Raw genomic sequence first — 22,497 nt, 5'->3', positions numbered from 1 at the left:
CCCATTCAAGCCAAGGAGGCCGACGATGCAAAACCCTGATCCAACCCGCACCATCGCCCCCCGAGACCCTAATGTTGTTATGCGGCTTGAACGCATGGGTTCTTTTCACCAATCTCGCCTGTCGTTTATGCGGGTGCTGCTGCGACGGCTGAAATCAGAGAGCTGGACGTTTGAACGCTCCGTTTTCGACATCAACGAACGTGGCGTTGGCAGGGCTGTTTATACGGCCCATGGACCAGAGCGCAGCTATTCACTAGTGGCTTTTGCCAATGACCTGCCGCCCGAAAAACGCTCCGACCGTGTGATTGCAACCGAATGGGACGCGACCTTTACGCTTTTCGACGGGGTCCCGACCGAAGAGGATGTCGACCGTTTGTCCCGCAACGTTCCCAAACAGGAAGCAGGCCGAGTCAGCGAAAAAGAACTGTCGCTCTCGCGTGCAAACCGGTCTGTCCGTTTGTGGGATTATGTCGTCGGCATGCTTTCGAAAGGACAACAGCCCGATCTGGAGAAGATCGAGGACGTTGGGTATCTGATGCGCACCACGGCAGTCTATGGCTCTGGTAAATTCGGCGCAGCAGACCGTGAACAATCATCGCACCGGTCCGAATGCCAGGGCCCGTTCCAGATCGAAATGCTCTCGGTCTTTCTGACCCGCGCCTTTGTCATGGACCTGGTGGAACATATGGCGAAACTGCGCGCGCCGGATACAGCAGTTGCTCTGGACCCGGCACTGCGGCGGCGGTTTGGCATCGGTAATTCCACCGGGTTGGGCATGGCGCCTTTTTTGCTGAACCATCCGGCCCTGATCAGTAATTGGATTTCCGCGCGCGAAGAGGCTCTGGCGCGCATTCGCTCCCTGCCCTCGGCGACCGATGACGAGGCCCTTGCATTCCGCCGGATAGCAGCCCGCGCACAACTCCATTCGGACTATTGGACGTCGGAGCATCCCGTACAAATTGAGAAGCTCAAACATCTGCGCGCCGATATGGAGACACTGTGTAGCCATCTGGAAACCGCAGATCTGGCCAGCAACCTTCCCTGGAACCGCCTATGGCTCTGGGCCGAAACCGCGCTTTCGGTTGAGGGACAGGAGCAACTGGCCTCGATCTTGATGGAACCCTATGGCGGTCTGGTCGACGGGCTTAGCTGCTGCATGTCCGCCGACGAAGCGCATTTCTACCGCATCGATGGATCAATGAGCATAGCCACGCTGAAGGCGTTAATCGAAGATATCTATGCTTGGGCGCTGGAAATCGACTGGACCAGCCGCGACGCGCAGGCGCGGGTCTGGTACGTGTCAGAAGAAAAGCTGGAGCCGCGCATGGGTGAACGATTTGATGAACCGATCGAACCCTATGAACAACCGCTTTGCCCGGGGCGTGATGCCGCGCGCATGTATGCCGACCTCAAGGGCTTTGCTGATGGCCCCGTTGCCATATTCCTGCTGCGCCATCCTGAACATCGCCATGTGGTGCGTCGCGCGCAAATTGCTGCAAAACACCCCTATGCGGAAATCCGGGACAACACGATCAGCTCTGATGTCATGCCGATTGATTTGTTACGGGCCAAACTCTCGTTCTTTGGAGCCTGTCATTTCGATCCACGATCCGACCGTTGGGTGCGGATCAACATGTTCCAACACGCCCCTTTCCCGCATGAGCTAGCCAGCGGAAACGCTGATGATTGGACCTATCCCTACCTGTCGGACCAATCCGCATGAGCTGGTCATTGAATGAAGTTGAAGGGCTGGCACGCAAGGCGGCGCGCGGTTCCGGACTAAGCTGGGGACTGGCCGAAGAGGCCGGTAAATCCGTTCGCTGGCTGGCCAGCACAGGTCTGCCAGGCCCAGAAATGCTCTCGGCGCTGCTCACCCAGAATGACGGCAAGGTCTATGAATCGCTTTGCCCTTTGGAAACCCAGGGAATCTGGGCGGCGGACAGCGGCCAACTCTGCCCTCTCATCACAGGTGCCGTCATCTGCGATCATGCAGCGGATATCGCCGCAGGCCGTGACGTTGACCTTGGCCGGACGTCCTTTCCGATGTTGTTATTACCCTTTGTCGCCGGTGCGGCGCAGCTGGTAGGAAGAACTATGGAAATCAAATGGCCGGGCACGAAAGCCACAATCACCGCTCGCGGACAAATCGAATTATCCAAAGATGCGACACTGCAAACCGATCAAGCAGATAGCATTTCGGTGCGCATCAGTGATGCTGCGGTAAATGATTTACAACGTGCCCATCTACGTGCCGAAATTCCCGAAGACACTGCCAAAGTCCTGGGTGCATTTGCCCATCGCACCTATGCCCCCGACACACCCGAAAGCCGTCTTGCAGGCGCTGGTGCAGGGCTAACAGACAACGATTGATGAATGGGACCCGTAGCGAAAACCCACTAAACAACTGAATTATAAAATTATTTCCCCGCGGCGAACAGCGTCGCAATATCGTGAGGCGATGTAGCTTCAAAATCTGCTAGACTGGTGCCGTAGCCTGCCGGTTGCGCGCATCCGACAGAAATTACACAGACATCAGCCCGGGATGGGCAAAGACAGTCCTCCTGAGCGGAACGTCAGGAGGAAATCATGGTAAAAACGATTGGTAATCCGCTGACATGGGCCGCTGATGCGGTCTTTGGCACAGGCCGAACGGTTGGGGCAGTCGCCGATGCAATGGCAAGTCAGGAGACAATCCCGCCGCCAACACGGCAGATCGGCGATACGGAAATCCGCAATGCCTTGCGGAAAGGCGTAGATGATTTCAAGAACTTTCGTAGTGATGTGATGTTTCTGGTGGCAATCTATCCGATTATCGGCATCTGCTTGGTTGTCGTCTCATCGGATTTGGCCTTGTTACCTTTACTCTTTCCGCTTGCTGCGGGGTTCGCCCTATTGGGTCCGATCGCTGCAATCGGACTTTACGAAATGAGCAAGCAACGGGAGGCTGGCAAGGAGGTCGGCTGGAGCGCCGGTTTACAGGCCCTACGGGCGCATATCGTCGGGCCAGTGATGGCACTTGGCATCTATCTTTTTGCAATGTTCGTGCTTTGGATAATGGCCGCAATCATGATCTACAGCTTCACTCTGGGTCCCGAGCCGCCGATTTCGGTCAGCGCCTTTGCAGTCGATACGCTGACGACCGGAGCGGGGTGGATGATGATCCTGATCGGCATGGGTGTCGGATTGGTTTTTGCGTCGATCGTTCTGGTGATCAGCGTCATTTCCTTTCCGATGCTGATTGATCGGCGCGCAGGCATCCCTGTAGCCGTCGCAACATCGGTAAAGGTTGCCAAGCAAAACCCGGTGACGATTGCCAAATGGGGGCTGATCGTGGCGTTGCTGATGGCTCTGGGGTCAATTCCGTTCTTCCTGGGTCTGATTATCGTCTTGCCCATCCTGGGGCACGCCACATGGCATCTCTATCGTGCTGCTGTTCCGCGTTTGACAGATAGCTGAATTCGCGACTGGACGGTTCCGATACCATCGGTCTAGGGTTTGATCTGATCGAGGGGATTAGCCATGCGCACGTCACGAATGATAACAGCCGTCGAAGCCCACGCCGAGGGTGAGCCGGGCCGAGTGATCACCGCGGGCGTCCCGAATATGCCGGGCAAAAACGTTTTTGAAAAAATGCAATGGATGCAGACGCATGCGGACGACATTCGCTTGCTCATGCTGCGAGAGCCGCGCGGCCAACCGGCGCTGTGCTGTAATGTCATCGTGCCACCATGCGATCCGCGCGCCGATGCCGGTTTCATCATCATGGAACAGACCGAGTATCCTCCGATGTCCGGCTCAAACGCAATCTGCGTGGTAACGGTCTTGCTTGAGACCGGCATTTTGCCGATGCAAGAACCAGTGACCGAGCTGACACTGGAAGCCCCCGCCGGATTGATCACTGTGCGCGCAGAGTGTGCAAACGGCAAGGTTACCCGGGTGACCTTCCGCAATGTGCCCGCTTTCGCCATGCATCTTGACGCTTCGGTCGAGGTGCCCGGCCTGGGCCACATCAACGTTGATATTGCCTGGGGTGGTATGTTTTTTGTTCTGGCAAATGCCGATCATCTGGGCGTTGATCTGGGGGGCGATAACGGGGCGGAGATTGTCAAAATCTCCGAGGCGATCCGAGCCGCAACAGTAGAACAACTGCCCGTTGTGCACCCGGAAAACCCCGAGATCACCGGTCCGACTATCACCAATCTTTGGGGCGCGCCGGTCGCCCCCGATACCGATGGCCGAGGCGCGATTACGCTTTCAACCGGTGGCTTTGATCCAAATCGTCCACACGCTTTGCCGGGTACTCTGGATAGGTCACCCTGCGGCACCGGAACCTGTGCAAAAATGGCTGTTCTGCACGCCCGTGGCCAGTTGGCAGTGGGGCAGGACTATGTCAACGCTGGGCCCATGGGAACCACTTTTACTGGTCGTATCCAAGAGATTACCAGCGTTGGTACCTACCCCGCCATAATCCCAACATTGGCGGGCCAAGGCTGGATTTATGGCACAACCAATTACATGCTCGACCCCACGGATCCTTTCCCAGAGGGCTACAAAATCGGGGATATCTGGGGTTGATGCCACTTGCCGCTGCCAAATTATTGACTTGATACAGTCAACGCCACGCCAAAGTTACCGCCTAGGAAACTCCAACTAGTTCTGGGGATCCTTTGTTATGACGATGCAATCTGATGTGTTTTCCAAGCCAAGTTCGAAAGCGTTCGGTGCAGAAAAGTTCCAGTTCCGGTCCGCGCTGACGCAAAACAGCATATTGATATTCATCGTTCTGTCCTATTTTGCTGCGGCCAAGCTCATCAGTTTAGCGATTTCGGTTCCGATCCACTCGATCAACTTTTCAAATATGAAGTGGATGTTACTGGCCTCAATACCGATCTTTATCGGATCAATGATCATCTGGCGCTTTGCCAATATGATCATGAACGTCCGCCCCGAAAAACCGATCAACTGGTTGGCCGCGGACATGCGTGACACCTTCTTTCGGGATCGGCAAAGGCTTTTGAGCGGTATGGTTGCCGTTACCTGCGTCATTTATTTCGCCGCCATATTCTCATTCGTCAAAGATACCATTCCCTATCTGAACCCATTTTCGTGGGATCCGACATTTGCAGAATGGGATCGCATTCTTCATGGTGGGGTTGATCCATATATCTTGCTGGCGCCGATTTTCGGTAACCCTTTGATGACAAAACTCGCAGACAGCGCCTATAGCTTCTGGCTACTTCTGGTGCATTTCTTTTCCTTTGTCGCCTGTATGGATATTGGCAACCCGCACCGCCGCAACACATTTCTTTTTGCGTTCGTTTTGATATGGATTATCAGCGGTTCCGTCCTTGCCATTCTGCTGTCATCGGTAGGGCCGGTCTATTACCAGGCATTCGGCTTTGGCGATCAGTTTATGCCGCTCATGAACATGCTCAAAGATATCAATGATGTACAGCCACTGACCGCGCTTGAACTACAAACCATGTTGCTGGACGGGTATCAGAGCGGCAATGGTATGAAAGGTATTTCCGCAATGCCCAGCATGCATGTGGCGATGTCCTGGATCATCGCATTCCATGCGTTTCAGTTCCACAAGACCTTCGGGTGGCTCATGGTTGGATTTGCCGTTTTGATACAGCTCAGTTCGGTGCATCTTGGCTGGCACTATGCGATCGATGGCTATCTGGGATTTGCTGCCGCGATCATCTGCTGGCTCCTTGCAAAACAGCTGGCCAATCTACAGCAGAGGTTTGAAAAAAGGTTGGCTGCTTGAAGATCACGCGGTTTCGGCCAGACGTGCCACATATCGCGCTAAAGTATCGATCTCGAGATTGATCGGATCACCCACCGATACATCACCCCAGGTCGTGACCTGTTTAGTGTGTGGGATGAAGTTGATGCCAAAATCTTGGCCATCGACTTCATTCACGGTAAGCGATGTCCCGTTCAAGGCGACAGAGCCCTTGGGGGCAATGAAACGCGCTAGGTCCTTGGGAGCCCGCAATTTGACCCGTGTGCTGTCACCCTCGTCCGTGACAGCGACGACTTCAGCCAGACCATCAACATGGCCCGACACGATGTGGCCGCCCAACTCGTCACCAACCTTCAACGCACGCTCCAGGTTGATGCGCTTCCCCTCGGCCCACTTGCCCAGGTTGGTCTTTGACAGCGTTTCCGCAGAAACATCGGCGTCAAACCAGTCATCGCCTAATGCAACTACGGTCAAACACACACCGTCACACGCGATAGACGCACCGATTTCTATCCCTGCAGTCTGGTAGGCCGTGCCGATACGGGCGCGCAAATCACCAAGCTGCGTCAATTGCCTCACCTTGCCGGTATCGGTGATAATCCCCGTGAACATCGCTTGCCTCCGTTTGTATTTCGGCAACACCTAATGCATCGCACGCAAATAAGGTTATGCAAATTTAACCATGTCCGCTTTAGACTTGCCTCCGCTAGCTGGCAAGCCGCACTGATTGTTCGGCCACAATTTCGCCCAAATTCGGCTTTAATCCGAACACAAGTGTTAAAGGGTCGATGTGTAAATGGAAATTCTGACGGGAAAAGACCGCGTGTTTCTGTTCCTTCAGGGACCACACGGGCCGTTTTTCAGCAAATTGGGCCGCATGTTGCGTAAATCCGGTGCTGAGGTCTGGCGCGTCGGATTTAACGCCGGCGACCGGGCGTTCTGGCGCGACAAGGCAAGCTACATTCCCTATCTAGGTGACAGCGCGGATTGGTCCGATGCATTCTCGAACCTGGTTACCGAGAAGAACGTGACCGACATCGTCCTATATGGCGATACGCGTCCGATCCACGCGCAGGCTGTGCAGCGCGCCCGCGCCCTGGGGTTGCGCATCCACGTCTTCGAAGAGGGTTACATGCGCCCTTATTGGGTGACATATGAGCGTGACGGAACCAATGGCCATTCCCGGTTGATGGACATGAGCATCGACGACATGCGCAGCGCCTTGGAAAATTCTGATATGGACGCACCGTTGCCTCCGGCAAGTTGGGGCGACATGCGTGAGCATATCTTTTATGGCGCGGTCTATCATGGCTTCGTTTTTCTGATGAACCGCCGCTACCGAAACTTTCAACCACATCGCAGCTTGAGTGTGTCTCAGGAATTCAAGCTTTACCTACAGCGACTGCTATTGATGCCCGCGCAGGCATTGGATCGCCGGATTGCTACCTTGCGCATCAAATACGGTGGTTTCCCCTATCATCTGGCGCTTTTGCAGTTGGAACACGATGCGTCTTTCCAGGCGCATTCACCTTTCTCAACCATGGCGGAGTTTCTGGAAACGGTGATCGACGGTTTCGCGAAAGGAGCGCCGCCGCATCACCATTTGGTGGTCAAAGCCCATCCGCTGGAAGACGGCCGCGCGCCGATCCGGCGGGAGTTGAAGCGGTTGGCGAAAGCACGCGGACTTGAGGGGCGGGTACATTACGTGCGCGGCGGCAAACTGGCGAAATTGCTGGACGAGGCACGTAGCGCCGTCACCGTGAACTCTACCGCAGCGCAACAAGTGCTGTGGCGGGGCATTCCGCTCAAAACCTTTGGCCAGGCCGTCTATGACAAACCGGAATTCGTCTCTACCGAACCCCTCATCGATTTCTTTGCCGGTGCAGAACGCCCCGATCATCGTGCCTATAAAGATTATCGCCGGTATCTGCTTGAAACCAGCCAGATCGCGGGCGGGTTTTATTCCTCGCGCGGGCGTCGCCAATTGATGCGACAGGTGGTCGACATGCTGCTTACAGCGGACGATCCCTATGATGCATTGAAATCCGGCACCGCGGCCCCAAGGCAACAGTTGCACGTCGTCAGTTAAGCCACGCCGTTACAATCTCTGGATTTTACATCGGGATTCCGCTAACTTACCTAAAAAAGACCGAGGCAGTATAAACAGGTCGAGGAGACCGAGCAGTGAACTCCCAATCCAAACGCTGGGCGAAGTCCGTCGCCCTTTTCGTCGTTGTGGCCATGGTGGCGTCCTGTGGCACGCTTCCCCGCGTCGGGCCGAACAAGAAAGAGATCTATGCGGGATCAGTGCAAAAATCCGGCGATGCCTTCGTTGTATCCGTAAATGACAGGGTGACCCGCGCGACAGCGGTGCAACCTGCCCTCGGCTTCAGTGACAGTTTTCTGAGAGCCGGGTCAATCGGCGCAGATACCATCCGTCCCGGCGATACGCTGGGGCTGACCATCTGGGAAAACGTCGATGACGGCCTTCTGGCAGGCGAAGCTCAGAGCCAGACCGTGCTGGAAGAAGTTCAGGTCGACGGTGCCGGTTTCATCTTCGTGCCCTATGCCGGGCGCATCCGCGCCGCTGGCAACTCGCCCGAGGCGATCCGCCGGATCATCACTGCCAAGCTGGACGAACAAACGCCTGACCCGCAGGTCGAGGTGCGCAGGCTTGCCGGTAACGGCTCAACGGTATCTCTGGTCGGCGCTGTTAATGGTCAGGGTGTTTATCCTATCGAACAACCAACCCGCAGGCTGTCTGCGATGCTGGCCGCTGCAGGTGGCGTCGCCATTCCGCCCGAAGTCGCCCAAGTCACCGTGATCCGCGGGGAACACCAGTCGAAGGTCTGGTTCCAGGACTTATTCAAAAACCCCGAATTCGACATCGCCTTGCGCGGCGGTGACCGTATCCTCGTTGAACAGGACACGCGCGCCTTCACAGCGCTTGGGGCAACCGGATCGCAGGCTCGCGTGACCTTTGAAACCCAAACTCTCAGCGCAGTCGAAGCGATTGCCACTGTCGGCGGGCTGACAGCAGGGGCAGCGGACCCGACTGGCGTCTTCATCATGCGCAACGAACCCGCTGAAATTGCCAATCAGGTTCTGGGCCGCGATGACCTTATCGGTGCCCAACGTCTGGTCTATGTGCTTGACCTGACACAGCCCAACGGCATGTTCATGGCTCGTGATTTCGCGATCCGGGATGATGATACGATCTACGTAACCGAGGCACCGTTCGCCCAATGGAGCAAGGTCATCTCAGCCCTTACCGGCACACTTGGTGCTGTAGGGTCGGTTTCAACAGCCGAGGATACGCTTGGACTGTGATGTCCGATGACGAAAAGCGTTCTCCCGCCGGGGCTGCGACACCCCGGCGGGTTTTCTATTTTAACGCCGGGTTTCTGCGTCAGCGCCGCGTTCGCCGCATGCTGGAATTGGCCGGTTATCCGTTGCAGATCGGCAAACCCTCTGCTGACGATCTGATCGCGGTTTGGGGCCATTCCCCTTATGCAAAGCGTGGCGAAGCGGTCGCGGAAAGCACCGGCGCGGGGATAATCCGGGTAGAAGACGCGTTTTTGCGCTCGGTCCATCCTGGCCGTGAGGGGACACCTCCGCTTGGTCTAGTGATTGACCAAACTGGGGTGCATTTCGACAGCAGCCAGCCTTCGGATCTGGAGCATCTGCTGGCCACGCATCCCCTGGATGACACCGCTCTGATGGATCGCGCGCGGGGGGCGATTGCTTATCTGCAAGAGGCACATCTGAGTAAATACAACGCTTTCGACCCTACCACCCCCTGCCCCGATCCCGGTTATGTTCTGGTGATTGACCAGACCAAGGGCGATGCCAGCGTGATCCACGGGCAGGCGGATGCCAACACCTTCCGCGAAATGCTTTACTATGCGCAGGAAGATCACCCCGGCGCGAAAGTTCTGATCAAAACGCACCCGGAAACAGCGGATGGCAACCGGCCCGGATATTTCGGCCCCCAGGATGCTTCAGACCGCATCGAACTATTGGCCGACCGGGTCAGCCCCTGGGCGCTTTTTGACGGCGCTGTCGCGGTCTACACTGTCAGCTCGCAAATGGGTTTCGAGGCCATTTTTGCAGGTCACAGACCACAAGTTTTTGGACAGCCCTTCTATGCCGGTTGGAACCTGACCGAAGATCGCCACCCGGTGTCCCTTGCCCGGCGCGGGCGCCCCCTCAGCCGCGCACAGCTTTTTGCCGCCGCCATGATCCTTTACCCCACCTGGTACGATCCGCATCGCGACTGTCTGTGCGAAATAGAGGATGCCCTGGCCATCCTTGAGGCACAGGTAAGATGCTGGCGCGAGGATCGGCAAGGTTGGTCAGCCCACGGGATGCGACTATGGAAACGCAGGCCCTTGCAACGTTTCTTTGGTCAACACGGTCGCGTAATTTTTCACAATAGCGGCACACCCGCCAAGGATAAACGCATCATGGCTTGGGCCAGCCAGATCGAGCGCGCACCGCCGGCCGCTCTGCGTATCGAAGACGGATTTCTGCGCTCACGCGGATTGGGTGCGAAACTGGTTCCGCCACTATCGCTGGTCTGCGACGATCTAGGCATATACTATGATCCCAGCTCTCCCAGCCGTCTGGAAGAATGGATTGCAAAACGGGCCACCCTGCGCCCCGATCAGGAAATCCGGGCTGAAAGGCTAATTTCAAGCATCATCAGGCTCGGCCTCTCGAAATACAATCTGGGTAAAGGCGTAGCGGATTTACCGGTCGGACACCGTATTCTGGTGCCAGGTCAGGTCGAGGATGATGCCTCGATCCGCCTTGGCGCAGGCACGGTCTCTACCAATCAAGCGCTGCTGGAGCGTGTGAGGGCTGAGAACCCAGAATCAATCATTCTCTACAAACCGCACCCAGATGTTGAAGCAGGGCTCAGAGCAGGCAAAATCGATCCTGCCGAAATGGCGGAGCTGGCAGATTTCGTACTGGATCACGCCGATCCTGCCGCCTTGCTGCAACAGGTGGATGAGGTGTGGACCATGACCTCGCTCATGGGGTTCGAAGCATTGATCCGCGGCGTGGCCGTGACCACTACTGGCGCGCCGTTCTACGCGGGCTGGGCGCTAACCCGCGATGTTGGCGTTGTCCCCGGTCGCCGTACCGCGAAACCCAGTTTGACAGGGCTGGTACATGCTGCGCTGATTGACTATCCGCGTTACTTCGATCCGCTCACCGGCACCGCCTGCTCGGTCGAGACGGCCATAGACAGGTTGGCCTCGGGCGCGGTCCCTCATCCCGGTGCAGCAAACCGGATACTCTCCAAACTACAAGGGATTTTTGCTTCTTATTCAGGGATCTGGCGGTGAACCGGCAATAGCGGTACGGCTACACCCGCACCCACCGATGCAGTATATCAACGCCGATCAAACGGCTCTCTGCGAGCTTAAAGCGCGGGGCATCACCCAAATTGCTCAGTCCCAAGGCTCCGATTGCGGGCAACCCCTCGGCACCGATGGTCATCCCTGCAGTATAGCCGACCAGCTCGTCCACAAGATCCGCCGACAGGATTGAAGCGGCAAGCCCGCTTCCACCTTCGCAAAAGACCCGCGTTAGCCCCTTTGCACCCAGCTGCCGCAGCACCGAACGAACATCAAGCTGCCGTCCCGTCAAATCACAGGAAATCAGCGTCGCACCGATCCCCTGCCATGCCTCAATCAGCGCCGGATCGGCATCGGGTCCGTGACAGAGCCACAGTGGTGCGATCTTGGCAGATCGCGCAAGCTTGGACATCATCGGTAAATCCAACCTGCGAGAAACGACCACCCGCACCGGTTGCTGCATGATGCCAAGGTCCCGCACCGTCAACGACGGATCGTCAGCGCGTGCAGTACCGGCACCGACCATGACAGCATCGTGGCGGGCGCGCAGACTGTGGACGTGGCGGCGGGCGCTTGGGCCCGTAATCCATTGGCTTTGGCCAGTGGCCGTGGCGATGCGACCGTCAAAGGAACTGGCAAGCTTCAGGGTCAGATGCGGACGACCATGTTCGGTGCGCATGAAGAACCCATCAAGATCACCTGCGGCCTCATCCGCCAAAACGCCGGTCGTGACGTCGACCCCTGCATTTTGCAGAAATGCAAATCCCTGACCTGCCACACGTGGATCACTATCAGCCAGCGGGGCCACCACACGCGCGATCCCTGCCGTCACCAAAGCCTCGGCGCATGGGGGCGTCTGACCGTGATGGGCACAAGGTTCCAACGAGACATAGGCAGTGGCGCCCTGGGCCGATTCACCAGCCTGTTTCAGAGCTTGCGTTTCGGCATGTGGGCGACCGCCATCGGCTGTCCTACCCCGACCGACAATCCGACCATCCTTGACGATAACACAGCCCACAGCAGGGTTCGGCCAAGTACGCCCCTGACCGCGCCGGCCCAACATCAGAGCCAGCGACATAAACCTTTCGTCGCGGGCGCTCACCCGTCCGAAGGGTCTTCAGATGCAGAGGTATCGGGGCGTAACTCACTGACAAATTTGTCAAAATCATCCGCCGCCTGAAAATTCTTATAGACGCTGGCAAAGCGCACATAGGCCACGGTATCAATCCGTGCCAGGCTTTCCATCACGATTTCACCCACGGTCTTGGACGGGATATCCGTCTCGCCCATGCTTTCCAGCCGCCGCACGATGCCTGAGATCATCTGCTCGATCCGTTCCGGCTCAATCGGGCGTTTCTGTAGTGCGATACGGATCGACCGTTCAAGCTTGTCGCGGTCGAAATCTTCGCGCCGGCCGTTGGTTTTGACCACAACCAGATCACGCAGCTGTACCCGTTCATATGTTGTGAAACGTCCACCACAAGCCGGGCAGAAACGGCGTCGCCGGATTGACACGTGGTCTTCTGCGGGGCGCGAGTCTTTGACCTGTGTATCTATATTTCCGCAAAACGGACAGCGCATCAGCCGTTCCCCTCTTCTTCTCTGCCACCTGTCATTTGGGTCTTTTGCCCAGTTATCCACAGTCACTATAGGACAGCCGCAAGGTTTTGGGTAGAGGGGAATTTATACCGCTAGATGAGCAGCAATCTGGCGGGTATGAGGCGCATTTCGGTGTTCAAACAGGTAAATCCCCTGCCATGTACCCAGCATTATATGCCCTTCCGAAACCGGGATGCTGAGGTTGACCGGCATCATCGCGGCCTTGATGTGAGCGGGCATATCGTCAGGACCTTCATAGGTGTGGGTCAGGTAGGCCATCGACGGGTCGGTGGTTGGCGGCACAAGCCTTTGAAAATAATGCAAAAGGTCGCTCTGCACTTCAGGATCGGCGTTTTCCTGAATCAACAGGCTGGCCGAGGTGTGACGGATGAAAAGCGTCAGCAGACCCTGATCTGCCTTGGCATCGCGCAGCCATGCCGAGACCTGCGGCGTAAATTCATAAAGACCCTGACCGCGGGTCTGGAGAGAGAAAACCGTCTGCATCATGGGCCGCATGATTGCTGCAATCGGGCACGCGCCACAAGCCCCCGACCGCAGCCCGGAAAGTTGCAACTGTGTAAACTGTGTACGCGGATTGTGTAAACTCGCCCCGGCGTCAGGCCGGATGCGGACCCCCGGTGTAACAGATCAAAAATCCGATCCATCCCGCGCAGCGGACAGGGCCAATCCTATCCCCAGCAGGCGTTGGTGACGCAGTGATACGAGTGAGGATCAGGTTAAACGCAGTCGCTATTTGCTATTGGCTTTTTTTACTGTCTTCCAGCGCATGGGGCAGAAACGCGATCTCGTCCACTTCGGCGAAGGAGTTGATCAACCGGTCCATGCTGGGCGAAGTGGCGAAACGGGGGGCAGGACGATCCATCGCCTGAAAATCCTCGAGTGACATCATTACGACGGGTTTGCCGCGCCTGCGGGTCACGATCAGCGGCTCGTGATCATTGTTCACGGCATTCAGCATGGAGGATAGATTTCTGCGCAGATCGGATAATTTTGCCTGTTTCATGGCGACCACCTACGCAGTCGTATGGAATCTGACAAGCCTTGCGAGAAGTATCGGCAATATTTCGCGCATAGGTTGCAGGCTGTAAGCCAGATCAGGCCACTGTGCTACCCGCCCTGATTGACGCCGACAACCCCCGCGCGAAAAGCTCTTAAAATTGTGCACAAATCCGCTCTAATCGGCGGTGGTTGGCGGGATTGTGCCGGATTTGCTCCCAGAGCCACAGCGCAGTCACCGCCAAAAGAGCAAAGCCAACGATGGTCGCGGCCCGGATACCGGAGGTGAGTGACAACGGCGATGCCAAGTGCGCCCAGGGCGGCGTTGGCCCACAAGGTGCCCTAGCAGGCCACCATTGACAGGAATGTCGCGATGGGCCGAGCGTGGCGCGTGTTATTGATCCAGGAAAGACCGCAATTTGCGCGACCGGCTGGGGTGTTTCAGCTTGCGCAGGGCTTTCGCCTCGATCTGGCGGATACGTTCGCGGGTAACGGAAAACTGCTGGCCCACTTCTTCGAGCGTGTGATCGGTGTTCATGCCGATACCAAAACGCATGCGCAGCACCCGTTCTTCACGCGGTGTCAGGCTGGAGAGCACGCGCGTGGTGGTTTCCTTGAGGTTGTCCTGAATGGCGCTGTCGAGGGGCAGAACCACATTCTTGTCCTCGATGAAATCGCCCAGCTGGCTGTCTTCCTCGTCGCCAATCGGGGTTTCAAGGCTGATCGGCTCCTTGGCGATTTTCATCACCTTGCGGACCTTCTCAAGCGGCATTTGCAGCTTTTCGGCCAGTTCCTCGGGCGTGGGTTCACGGCCAATCTCGTGCAGCATCTGACGACCGGTACGGACCAGCTTGTTGATCGTTTCGATCATGTGGACCGGGATGCGGATCGTGCGCGCCTGATCGGCGATCGAGCGGGTGATCGCCTGACGGATCCACCAGGTGGCGTAGGTCGAGAACTTGTAGCCACGGCGGTATTCGAACTTGTCGACCGCCTTCATCAGGCCAATGTTACCTTCCTGAATGAGATCCAGGAATTGCAGGCCGCGATTGGTGTATTTCTTGGCGATCGAAATCACCAGGCGCAGGTTCGCCTCGACCATTTCCTTTTTCGCGCTGCGGGCTTCTTTTTCGCCCTTCTGCACCTGCTGGACGATGCGGCGGAATTCAGGAATATCAAGGCCGACATACTGGCCGACCTGGGCCATGTCGGCGCGCAATTCCTCGACCTTTTCGGGCGAGCGTTCCATGAACATCTGCCAGCCACGACCGGATTTCTTGGCCATGTCATCCAGCCAGTTCGGGTCCAGCTCACGCCCGCGATATTCGTCGATGAATTCGCGGCGATTAATCCGGGCCTGGTCGGCGAGTTTGACCATCGCGCCATCGATCTGCATGATCCGGCGGTTGATGCCATAAAGCTGGTCGATCAGCGCTTCGATCCGGTTGTTGTGCAGGTGCAACTCGTTCACCAGCTCAACGATTTCCGAGCGTAGCTTCTGGTAGGTGTCTTCCTGCTTTTTCGAGAACGAGCCGTCTTCGTTCAGGGTGGCCGAAATCCGGCTGTCCTGCATTTCCGAAAGCTTCACGTAATCGTCGGCGATGCGGTCCAGCGTTTCCAGCACGCGCGGTTTCAGCGCGGCCTCCATCGCGGCAAGGCTCATGTTGGCCTGTTCGTCCTCGTCATCGTCGTCATCCGTGGCAATCGGGTTGCCATCGGCGTCAAGCTCGGGCTCGTCTGCCTTGTTCTCGGACGGGGCCGAGGCGACATTGGCCACGACGGGGGTCTCTTCCTCTTCGTCCTCGCCAAGCTGATTGCCAAAGGTGGTTTCAAGGTCGATCACATCGCGCAGAAGAATGTCTTCGCTGACAAGTTCGTCGCGCCAGATGGTGATCGCCTGAAAGGTCAGCGGGCTTTCGCAGAGGCCTGCGATCATCGTGTTGCGACCGGCCTCGATGCGTTTGGCGATCGCGATCTCGCCCTCACGGCTGAGCAGTTCGACGCTGCCCATCTCGCGCAGGTACATGCGCACCGGATCGTCGGTGCGATCCAGTTTCTCTTCCTTGCCCGAGCCAAGCGTGATCTCACCGCGTTTGCTGGTTTCGGCCAGCGCGGTTGATTTCTGCTCTTCTTCCTCGGCTTCTTCGGCTTCGATGATGTTGATGCCCATTTCCGAAAGCATCGACATCACGTCTTCGATCTGCTCACTGCTGACCTGGTCGGGCGGCAGAACATTGTTGAGCTGATCGTAGGTAATAAAGCCTTTTTCGCGCGCCTCGGCGATCATCTTCTTGACCGCAGCCTGGCTCATGTCGAGGGACATTTCGCCGTCTTGATCTTCGGTCTTTTGGTCGTCGTTATCTTTGGCGGCCATGAAGGTCTCCTGCTCAGCGGGGCGGCGGGGTGATTCGTTTGATCGAATCATTAACGCGAATCAGAGTGATTCGCACTCCCGTTTACCCTGTTTTCTTTACCTATTCCTCACCAAAATCCCTTAGCGGCCTGGTTTGGAGAATTTGATTTTGTCGAGGAGCGCATCAAATTGCTCGCGTTCGCCGCGATTAATTCTGGCACCATTCTCGCCTAAGTCGTATTCGGCCTTATCCTCCTGCTGGCTGCGGATCGCCCGGTTGCGGGCCTCGGCGGCCTGGCCCAACCGCCAGGTTACGGCCTCGTCGGCGATGCCGACAATGTCTTCTGCGGCCTCAACAAGTTCCGCGTTCAGGCCGCGTTCGGCGTCGATCTTGGCAAGTTCTTCGGCAATTGTCATGCGGGCGATGTCCGCATCCCCCGGATTGCGCACCGGTGGTGCTAAGGCCACATGGGGCAGCGCCATCAGCTTTTCAAGGGCGGCCTCGCCGATTTCGGTGCCGATATGGGCATTCAGCGTCTCGGTTCCGGCATCGGCATGACGCAGGATCAGGTCGCGCAGACGGGCATGATCGGGATTGGCACATTCAAGATTTTCAAGCGCGACCTCGAATTCCTCGCAGACCTGCGGGGTGGCAACCAGCGAGGCCAGGATAACCCCCAGGCGCAATTGCATCTGGGCATCGTCCCCTGCCGCCACCAGCAACGAGGATTTGGTCGAGGGCATGGCGCTGGCGGGTGGCGGTTGCCATTTGCCACTGCCCGTTCGGCGACGGGTGCCGACGGCACCGGCATTGGCACGACGCGGGTTGAAAAGCTCCCACCGCATGTCCTTGATCGCCTGCCCGTAATGGCTGCGGATCGACGGATCGCGGATCAGTTTGATCTTTTCACGCAGGGCCTTGTCCAGCGCCGCCTTGCGTTCGGGGCTGTCGAAATTGCGCGCCTCGGTCTCGCGTTGCCAGAGCAGTTGAACCATCGGCAAGGCGTTATCGACCAGCTTTTGCAGCGCCGCCTTGCCTTCGGCGCGGATCAGATCGTCGGGGTCTTTGCCCTCGGGCATCAGGGCGAAACGCAGGGATTTGCCCGCCTCAAGCAGCGGCAGCGCCAGGTCGATCACCCGGTGTGCAGCGCGCAGGCCCGCCGTGTCCCCATCGAGCGCGATCACCGGTTCATCGGCCACGCGCCACATCATCTGAAGTTGGGTTTCGGTCACAGCCGTGCCCAGTGGGGCCACTGCAGCACCAAAGCCGCCTTCGGCCAGCGCGATCACGTCCATGTACCCTTCGGCCACGATCAGCGGCTGACCCTTACCCGCCGCTTCGCGCGCGGGACCGTGGTTGTAGAGGGTGCGGGATTTGTCAAAGAGCTCGGTTTCGGGCGAGTTCAGGTATTTGGCGTTGTCGTTCGGGTCCATCGCCCGGCCACCAAAGGCGATGCAGCGCCCGCGCGCGTCGCGGATCGGGAACATGATGCGACCCCGGAACGTGTCATATGGCTTGCCGCCCTTGGTCGATGGCTTGGCCAGCCCCGCGCCGAGGATCAGATCATCGGCGACATTCTTCGCCTTCAGGTGATCCCAGAGGCCCTGCCAGGCATCGGGCGCAAACCCGATTTCGAACCGATCCTGCGTGGCTTCTTTCAGACCGCGCCGGTCGAGGTATTCGCGCGCGGCGGACCCGGCGGCAGTTTTCAGTTGCAGCCTGAAAAACTGGACAGCGATTTCCATGACATCGGCCAGTTCGGTGCGTTTGTCGGCCTTGGCCTGCGCCTGCGGGTCGCGTTCGGGCATCGTCATCCCGGCTTCGGCAGCCAGAATTTTAATCGCTTCCATGAAATCGACATTCTCGGTTTCACGGACAAAGCTGATCGCGTCGCCTTTGGCGTGACACCCGAAACAATAATAGAAGCCTTTCCTGTCATCGACATGGAAGCTGGCGGTTTTTTCCTGATGGAACGGGCATGGCGACCACATATCGCCCTTGCCCTGATTGGATTTGCGCGTGTCCCACATGACCTTGCGCCCGACCACCTGGCTGAGCGAGGTGCGGGTGCGTAATTCATCCAAAAAACCGGGTGGTAGACTCATATTTCATATATCGGGCGCATGCGCGTCCGAGTCTAGTTACCGAAAAGAATAAGTTGGGGGTAAGTCTATTGCGTCAGGCAGGCTAGCACGTAGGATTTCGCGGCCTCTTCGGTCAGTTGGTCGGCTTCCAGCGTGTAGACCCATTGCACCAGAGGTTCGACAGCCGGTTTGAATTTGGCCTTGTCTTCGGTCAGCCAGTCCTGCACCGCCTTGATCGCGGTTTCTTCATCGGCCCCGCCCAGACGTTCGGCCACACCGGCGCCGACAATCTCACCGGATGTATTGCAAAGCAATTCCTTGTCCTGCGCCGCATCCTGCGCGGCCACAGGGGTGGCGAGGATGGTGAAAAGAGCGATGATACGTAGCATTTGAGCCTCGTGAATTTCTTGACTGGTCGGTCCCTACCTTATCTGAGGCTGGATGTCAGGCAGACATAGGGGGAATTTTCCGCAAATTGTGACTGTGGCGGAAGCTTGCCGAGGGATTTTCGGGCAGCCACAGTCAAATTCAGCCTCTGGCGGCAACGCCTTGCATGGCGGTCTTGAGGTCATGCACGAGGGTCTGGGCAAAGCCACGAAACACCATGATCTGATAGCTATTCGGCCCCAGGCGGGTGATGCCTGACATCATGTGCCTCAGTTCCGTGCGCGCCGTGTGACCCCGCTTGAACTGGCTGTCGCGCAGGTCAATGGGCGTCAGGCGCGCAAGCGTGTCGGCGGCCCCGGCCCCTTCCAGGCGCACCACGGCCCAGGCATCGGACTGATCGGTGAGGGCCGCGTGTTTTGCCAGGCCGGGATCCGGTGGCGGGCCTTGCAGCAGGATCATGCGCTGGCCGAACCAGATCGCGCGCGCGCCCTCTTTGCCGGTCGCACGATTGGGGGCCGGTGCGGCCATGCCGTGCAGGGATTTAAGCGCAGCCGACAGGGCCTTGTCCTGCCCATTATAGGGCGCGATGCTGGTCAATGTGCCGGGTGTGGCCTCGGACAGGGTGACGCTGCCGATGGTAAGGGGCAAGAGCCCGGCACAGGGGGAATTTGCACTCAGATCAACCACGCAGGCGTCCTCCCTCTGGATCGAACTGGACCGGGTCAATCACCTCGCACAGGGTTTCCGAGCCGCGTAAGTGATCGACCATGCGCAGTTTTTCCCCCAGGCGGGCGCGACCGCGCTTGAGAAAGCCCAGCCCCAGCGCATGTCCCAGAGTGGGCGAATATCCGACCGAGGTGATGTAGCCCTGATCATGGGCGCTGATCGCCTCATCCTCGGGGTTGAAAAGATGGGCGCCTGCCAGCAGTTCCTTGACCGCGCCCACGGGTTTCAGGCCCACCAGTTGTTCGCGGTTTTCATCCCTAAGCCCCGGGCGTTGCGCGGCGGTCTTGCCGATGCAATCCTTCTTGGCGCTGATCATGCGGTCCATGCCGATGTCAAAAGCGGTAACGCGGCCGTGGATTTCGGCATGGGTGATAAAGCCCTTTTCGATCCGCAGAATATTGAGCGCCTCCATCCCGTAGGCGCCGCCCTCCAGCGCCTCGGCACGAGAGACGAGTTCACGGAAAAGACTGTCGCCGTGGCGCGCGGGCACGGCCAGCTCATAGCCCTGCTCGCCCGAAAACGAGATGCGGAAAAGCCGTGCCGCGGTGCCGCCGATGGCGACATTGCCACAGGACATGAAAGGCCAGCTTTCGTTGTCGATGGGCTGATCCAGCAAGGCGTTCAGCAGGTCGCGCGATTTCGGCCCGGCGACGGCAAATTGCGCCCATTGTTCGGTGACCGAGATGAACCGTACATCAAGCTGCGGGCACAGGCACTGGTGCACAAACTCCAGATGCCGCATCACCTCTCCGGCGGCGGCGGTCGTCGTGGTCATCAGGTAGTGTTTACCGCTTAGACGCGCGGTGGTGCCATCATCCATCACATGGCCATCTTCGCGCAGCATCAGCCCATACCGCACCCGGCCTTTTTGCAGGGTCGAAAAGGTGTTGGTGTAGACGAAATCAAGGAATTGCGCCGCATCCGGCCCCTGAATGTCGATCTTGCCCAGGGTCGAGACATCGGCGATGCCCACCGACCCGCGCACCATGTCGACCTCGCGGTCGCAGGATTGCCGCCAGTGGGTTTCATCGGCGCGCGGAAAGATACTGGGGCGGTACCAGAGGCCCACTTCGATCATTGGCGCGCCACGTTCGACACTGGCACGGTGCGAGGTCATGTAACGCTGCGGCGCGAACCCCGTGCCCTGACTACCCGCGCCCATCGCCGCGATGGATACCGGCACATAGGGCGGACGAAAGGTGGTCGTGCCGGTTTCGACAATGCCTTGCCCGGTGGCGTCGGCCAACACCGCAAGTGCTGCCACGTTCGAGTTCTTGCCCTGATCGGTGGCCATGCCCTGCGTGGTGTAGCGCTTCATATGCTCGACCGAGCGGAAGTTTTCAGTGGCTGACTGTTTGATATCCTTGACGGTTACATCGTTCTGGAAATCCAGCCAGGCGCGGCCCTTGCCCGGCACGGCCCAGAGCGCGGCGATGTCATAGGCGCTGTCCTCGGCTTTCGGGATCTCGGGCTTGGCCGGTTTAAGGCCCATATCCTCAAGCGCGCGATTGGCGGCGGCCACACCGCCTTCGAGACAGGCGCGGGTCGAGAAATCACCGCGGCAGGCGCCGGCAGTCTCAAGCCCGGGAAGGGCACCATCCACCGGCAGAAACGCCTCGTGATCCGGGCTCCAGACCGGTTTGGCACCCCTGTGGCAGGTCAGGTGCAGCGACGGGTTCCAGCCGCCGGACATGGCCAGACAATCGGCCTGGATCTTATCGATACCGCTGACCGATGCGACAGAAACCGCCTCAAGGCCCTTGCGACCATGCGCCTCGCAAATTCTGGCCCCGGCATGGAAGGGGATGTCCAGATCGCAGGTGGCATGATGGCGCGAATCTATAAGCGCCGACACATGCACCCCCGCCGCCAGCAGATCCGCCGCCGTACGGTGCGCGCTGTCGGTATTGCCGAAAACAACGGCATTCTTGCCCGGGCTCACCCGCCACCGATTGAGATAGGCCCGCACCGCGCCCGCCATCATCACGCCGGGCCGGTCATTATTGGCAAAGGCGACGGGGCGTTCCAGCGCACCCGCTGCCAGTACGGCGCGTTTGGCGGCAATGCGCCAGAAACATTCACGCGGCGCACCGGCACGCATCGCCAAGTCAGGCGACAGTTTTTCAATCGCGCCATAGGTGCCCTGATCATAGGTGCCCATGACAGTGGTGCGAGTCATCACCCGGACATTGTCCATCGCCACCAGATCGGCGGTCAGTTCCGCCGCCCAGTGGTGACCGGGCCTGCCATCCACCTCAAGCGTTTCGGCATTGAGCCGCCCGCCGGTGCGGGTGTCTTCGTCACAAAGGATCACATCCGCCCCCGCCTGTGCCGCCGCCCGCGCCGCCATCAACCCGGCAGGACCGCCGCCAATGACCAACAGGTCGCAATGGGCAAAAGCCTTTTCGTATTTGTCGGCATTGTGCTGGCCCGACAGCGCGCCCAACCCTGCCGCACGGCGGATGATAGGCTCATACAGCTTTTCCCAGAACACCCTGGGCCACATGAAGGTCTTGTAATAGAAACCGGCCCCCAGGAACGGCGCGACCAGGTCATTTGCGGCCATCAGATCGAAAGCAAGCGTGGGCCAGCGGTTCTGACTGCGTGCCAGCATACCCTCGAACAGCTCTGCGGTGGTGGCGCGCACATTGGGTTCCTGCCCGGCCTCAAGCCCCAGCATAACCAGCGCGTTGGGTTCTTCGCTGCCCGCGGTCAGGATGCCGCGCGGACGGTGGTATTTGAAAGACCGCCCCACCAGCGTGATGTCATTGGCCAGCAGCGCCGAGGCCAGCGTGTCGCCGGCAAAGCCTTCGTACTGATGCCCGTCAAAGGAAAATCCGATCCGTTTGGTGCGGTCGATCAGCCCTGCGCCCTCAACCCGCATTGCGCTGCCCTTTCACATCCGCCGCCAGCTCGGTCTTGAGCACCTCATGGGTAAGCGTATTGCGGGTCACCACCAGCCACGCCGCGCAGCCGGTCTCGTGATACCACAGGTCCCGGGTCACCCCCGCCGGGTTGTCGCGGTTGTGCAGGTAATCATCCCACGCCGCCCCCCCGGCATCCGGCGCCGGGCGGTCCAGAAAAGTCGCAGCACCGGTATAGTAAAACTCGCGCCGGTCGCGGTCGCCGCAATTCGGGCAGGTTATCCTCATGTCGCGCGCCCCATCTTCTTCTTGGCAAAAATACTCAAAAGCCCAACCTTTCCGGACAGC

At 58.4% G+C, this 22,497-nt stretch carries 20 protein-coding genes; 8 read left to right on the top strand and 12 right to left on the bottom strand.

What is annotated here, in order from left to right; translation table 11 throughout:
* Positions 1-25: 25 nt before the first annotated feature.
* The 4 genes from Q1B27_RS21980 to Q1B27_RS21965 all read left to right on the top strand — a co-directional run bounded on the left by Q1B27_RS21980 (position 26) and on the right by Q1B27_RS21965 (position 4,575).
* On the top strand, positions 26-1,723 hold the full coding sequence (locus Q1B27_RS21980; RefSeq protein ID WP_299851289.1) for a hypothetical protein: 1,698 nt from the start codon (positions 26-28) through the stop codon (positions 1,721-1,723).
* Positions 1,720-2,370, top strand: a complete 651-nt coding sequence (locus Q1B27_RS21975) for a DUF3726 domain-containing protein (RefSeq protein WP_299851286.1) — start codon at positions 1,720-1,722, stop codon at positions 2,368-2,370. The genes Q1B27_RS21980 and Q1B27_RS21975 overlap by 4 nt, the downstream gene beginning before the upstream one ends.
* 216 nt (positions 2,371-2,586) lie before the next feature.
* Complete coding sequence (locus Q1B27_RS21970; protein ID WP_299851283.1) at positions 2,587-3,456, top strand: DUF2189 domain-containing protein; 870 nt, start codon at positions 2,587-2,589, stop codon at positions 3,454-3,456.
* Between the two features lie 63 nt (positions 3,457-3,519).
* Positions 3,520-4,575: a proline racemase family protein gene (locus tag Q1B27_RS21965; RefSeq protein ID WP_299851280.1), complete on the top strand. Its 1,056-nt coding sequence runs from the start codon at positions 3,520-3,522 to the stop codon at positions 4,573-4,575.
* Between the two features lie 213 nt (positions 4,576-4,788).
* Here Q1B27_RS21965 and Q1B27_RS21960 read toward each other — a convergent pair whose 3' ends face one another.
* A complete protein-coding gene (locus Q1B27_RS21960) occupies positions 4,789-4,980 on the bottom strand; it encodes a hypothetical protein (RefSeq protein ID WP_299851277.1) in 192 nt (63 codons plus the stop codon).
* Here Q1B27_RS21960 and Q1B27_RS21955 point away from each other — a divergent pair.
* Positions 4,979-5,773 carry a phosphatase PAP2 family protein gene (locus tag Q1B27_RS21955; RefSeq protein WP_299851274.1) on the top strand — a complete coding sequence of 265 codons (795 nt, stop codon included), beginning with the start codon at positions 4,979-4,981 and terminating at the stop codon, positions 5,771-5,773. The genes Q1B27_RS21960 and Q1B27_RS21955 overlap by 2 nt on opposite strands.
* A 3-nt stretch (positions 5,774-5,776) precedes the next feature.
* On the opposite strand, the gene Q1B27_RS21950 is transcribed toward Q1B27_RS21955, so the two are convergent.
* Positions 5,777-6,364 carry a riboflavin synthase gene (locus tag Q1B27_RS21950; RefSeq protein ID WP_299851271.1) on the bottom strand — a complete coding sequence of 196 codons (588 nt, stop codon included), beginning with the start codon at positions 6,362-6,364 and terminating at the stop codon, positions 5,777-5,779.
* Positions 6,365-6,548: 184 nt separating this feature from the next.
* Here Q1B27_RS21950 and Q1B27_RS21945 point away from each other — a divergent pair, with 184 nt between their 5' ends.
* From Q1B27_RS21945 to Q1B27_RS21935, 3 genes are all read left to right on the top strand, one after another.
* On the top strand, positions 6,549-7,841 hold the full coding sequence (locus tag Q1B27_RS21945; RefSeq protein WP_299851268.1) for a capsular biosynthesis protein: 1,293 nt from the start codon (positions 6,549-6,551) through the stop codon (positions 7,839-7,841).
* Positions 7,842-7,936: 95 nt separating this feature from the next.
* A complete protein-coding gene (locus tag Q1B27_RS21940; protein ID WP_299851265.1) occupies positions 7,937-9,082 on the top strand; it encodes a polysaccharide biosynthesis/export family protein in 1,146 nt (381 codons plus the stop codon).
* Positions 9,082-11,106: a capsular polysaccharide biosynthesis protein gene (locus Q1B27_RS21935; RefSeq protein WP_299851262.1), complete on the top strand. Its 2,025-nt coding sequence runs from the start codon at positions 9,082-9,084 to the stop codon at positions 11,104-11,106. The genes Q1B27_RS21940 and Q1B27_RS21935 overlap by 1 nt, the downstream gene beginning before the upstream one ends.
* 19 nt (positions 11,107-11,125) lie before the next feature.
* Here Q1B27_RS21935 and ribD read toward each other — a convergent pair whose 3' ends face one another.
* From ribD to Q1B27_RS21885, 10 genes are all read right to left on the bottom strand, one after another.
* The gene (ribD, locus tag Q1B27_RS21930) at positions 11,126-12,220 is read right to left on the bottom strand and encodes a bifunctional diaminohydroxyphosphoribosylaminopyrimidine deaminase/5-amino-6-(5-phosphoribosylamino)uracil reductase RibD (protein ID WP_299851259.1); all 1,095 of its coding nucleotides are present in this window, start codon (positions 12,218-12,220) and stop codon (positions 11,126-11,128) included.
* Positions 12,217-12,699 (bottom strand): transcriptional regulator NrdR, encoded by a 483-nt coding sequence (nrdR, locus tag Q1B27_RS21925; RefSeq protein ID WP_299851255.1) that lies wholly within the window; start codon positions 12,697-12,699, stop codon positions 12,217-12,219. The genes ribD and nrdR overlap by 4 nt, the downstream gene beginning before the upstream one ends.
* A 102-nt stretch (positions 12,700-12,801) precedes the next feature.
* The gene (locus Q1B27_RS21920) at positions 12,802-13,221 is read right to left on the bottom strand and encodes a secondary thiamine-phosphate synthase enzyme YjbQ (protein WP_299851252.1); all 420 of its coding nucleotides are present in this window, start codon (positions 13,219-13,221) and stop codon (positions 12,802-12,804) included.
* Between the two features lie 253 nt (positions 13,222-13,474).
* Positions 13,475-13,741, bottom strand: coding sequence for a type II toxin-antitoxin system Phd/YefM family antitoxin (locus tag Q1B27_RS21915; RefSeq protein ID WP_299851249.1), 267 nt, complete (start codon positions 13,739-13,741; stop codon positions 13,475-13,477).
* A gap of 387 nt (positions 13,742-14,128) precedes the next feature.
* Positions 14,129-16,108 carry an RNA polymerase sigma factor RpoD gene (gene rpoD, locus Q1B27_RS21910; protein WP_299851246.1) on the bottom strand — a complete coding sequence of 660 codons (1,980 nt, stop codon included), beginning with the start codon at positions 16,106-16,108 and terminating at the stop codon, positions 14,129-14,131.
* A gap of 120 nt (positions 16,109-16,228) precedes the next feature.
* Positions 16,229-18,193 carry a DNA primase gene (dnaG, locus tag Q1B27_RS21905; RefSeq protein WP_299851243.1) on the bottom strand — a complete coding sequence of 655 codons (1,965 nt, stop codon included), beginning with the start codon at positions 18,191-18,193 and terminating at the stop codon, positions 16,229-16,231.
* 65 nt (positions 18,194-18,258) lie between these two features.
* On the bottom strand, positions 18,259-18,561 hold the full coding sequence (locus Q1B27_RS21900; protein ID WP_299851240.1) for a DNA primase: 303 nt from the start codon (positions 18,559-18,561) through the stop codon (positions 18,259-18,261).
* A gap of 139 nt (positions 18,562-18,700) precedes the next feature.
* Positions 18,701-19,246 carry a sarcosine oxidase subunit gamma gene (locus tag Q1B27_RS21895; RefSeq protein ID WP_299851237.1) on the bottom strand — a complete coding sequence of 182 codons (546 nt, stop codon included), beginning with the start codon at positions 19,244-19,246 and terminating at the stop codon, positions 18,701-18,703.
* Positions 19,239-22,169 carry a sarcosine oxidase subunit alpha family protein gene (locus Q1B27_RS21890; protein WP_299851234.1) on the bottom strand — a complete coding sequence of 977 codons (2,931 nt, stop codon included), beginning with the start codon at positions 22,167-22,169 and terminating at the stop codon, positions 19,239-19,241. Before Q1B27_RS21890 ends, Q1B27_RS21895 begins: the two co-directional genes overlap by 8 nt.
* Positions 22,159-22,437 carry a sarcosine oxidase subunit delta gene (locus tag Q1B27_RS21885; protein WP_299851231.1) on the bottom strand — a complete coding sequence of 93 codons (279 nt, stop codon included), beginning with the start codon at positions 22,435-22,437 and terminating at the stop codon, positions 22,159-22,161. The genes Q1B27_RS21890 and Q1B27_RS21885 overlap by 11 nt, the downstream gene beginning before the upstream one ends.
* Between the last annotated feature and the right edge of the window lie 60 nt (positions 22,438-22,497).

The organism is uncultured Roseovarius sp., assembly GCF_947489715.1.
Lineage (GTDB): Bacteria > Pseudomonadota > Alphaproteobacteria > Rhodobacterales > Rhodobacteraceae > Roseovarius.
This window is presented reverse-complemented; position numbering and strand designations above follow the sequence as displayed.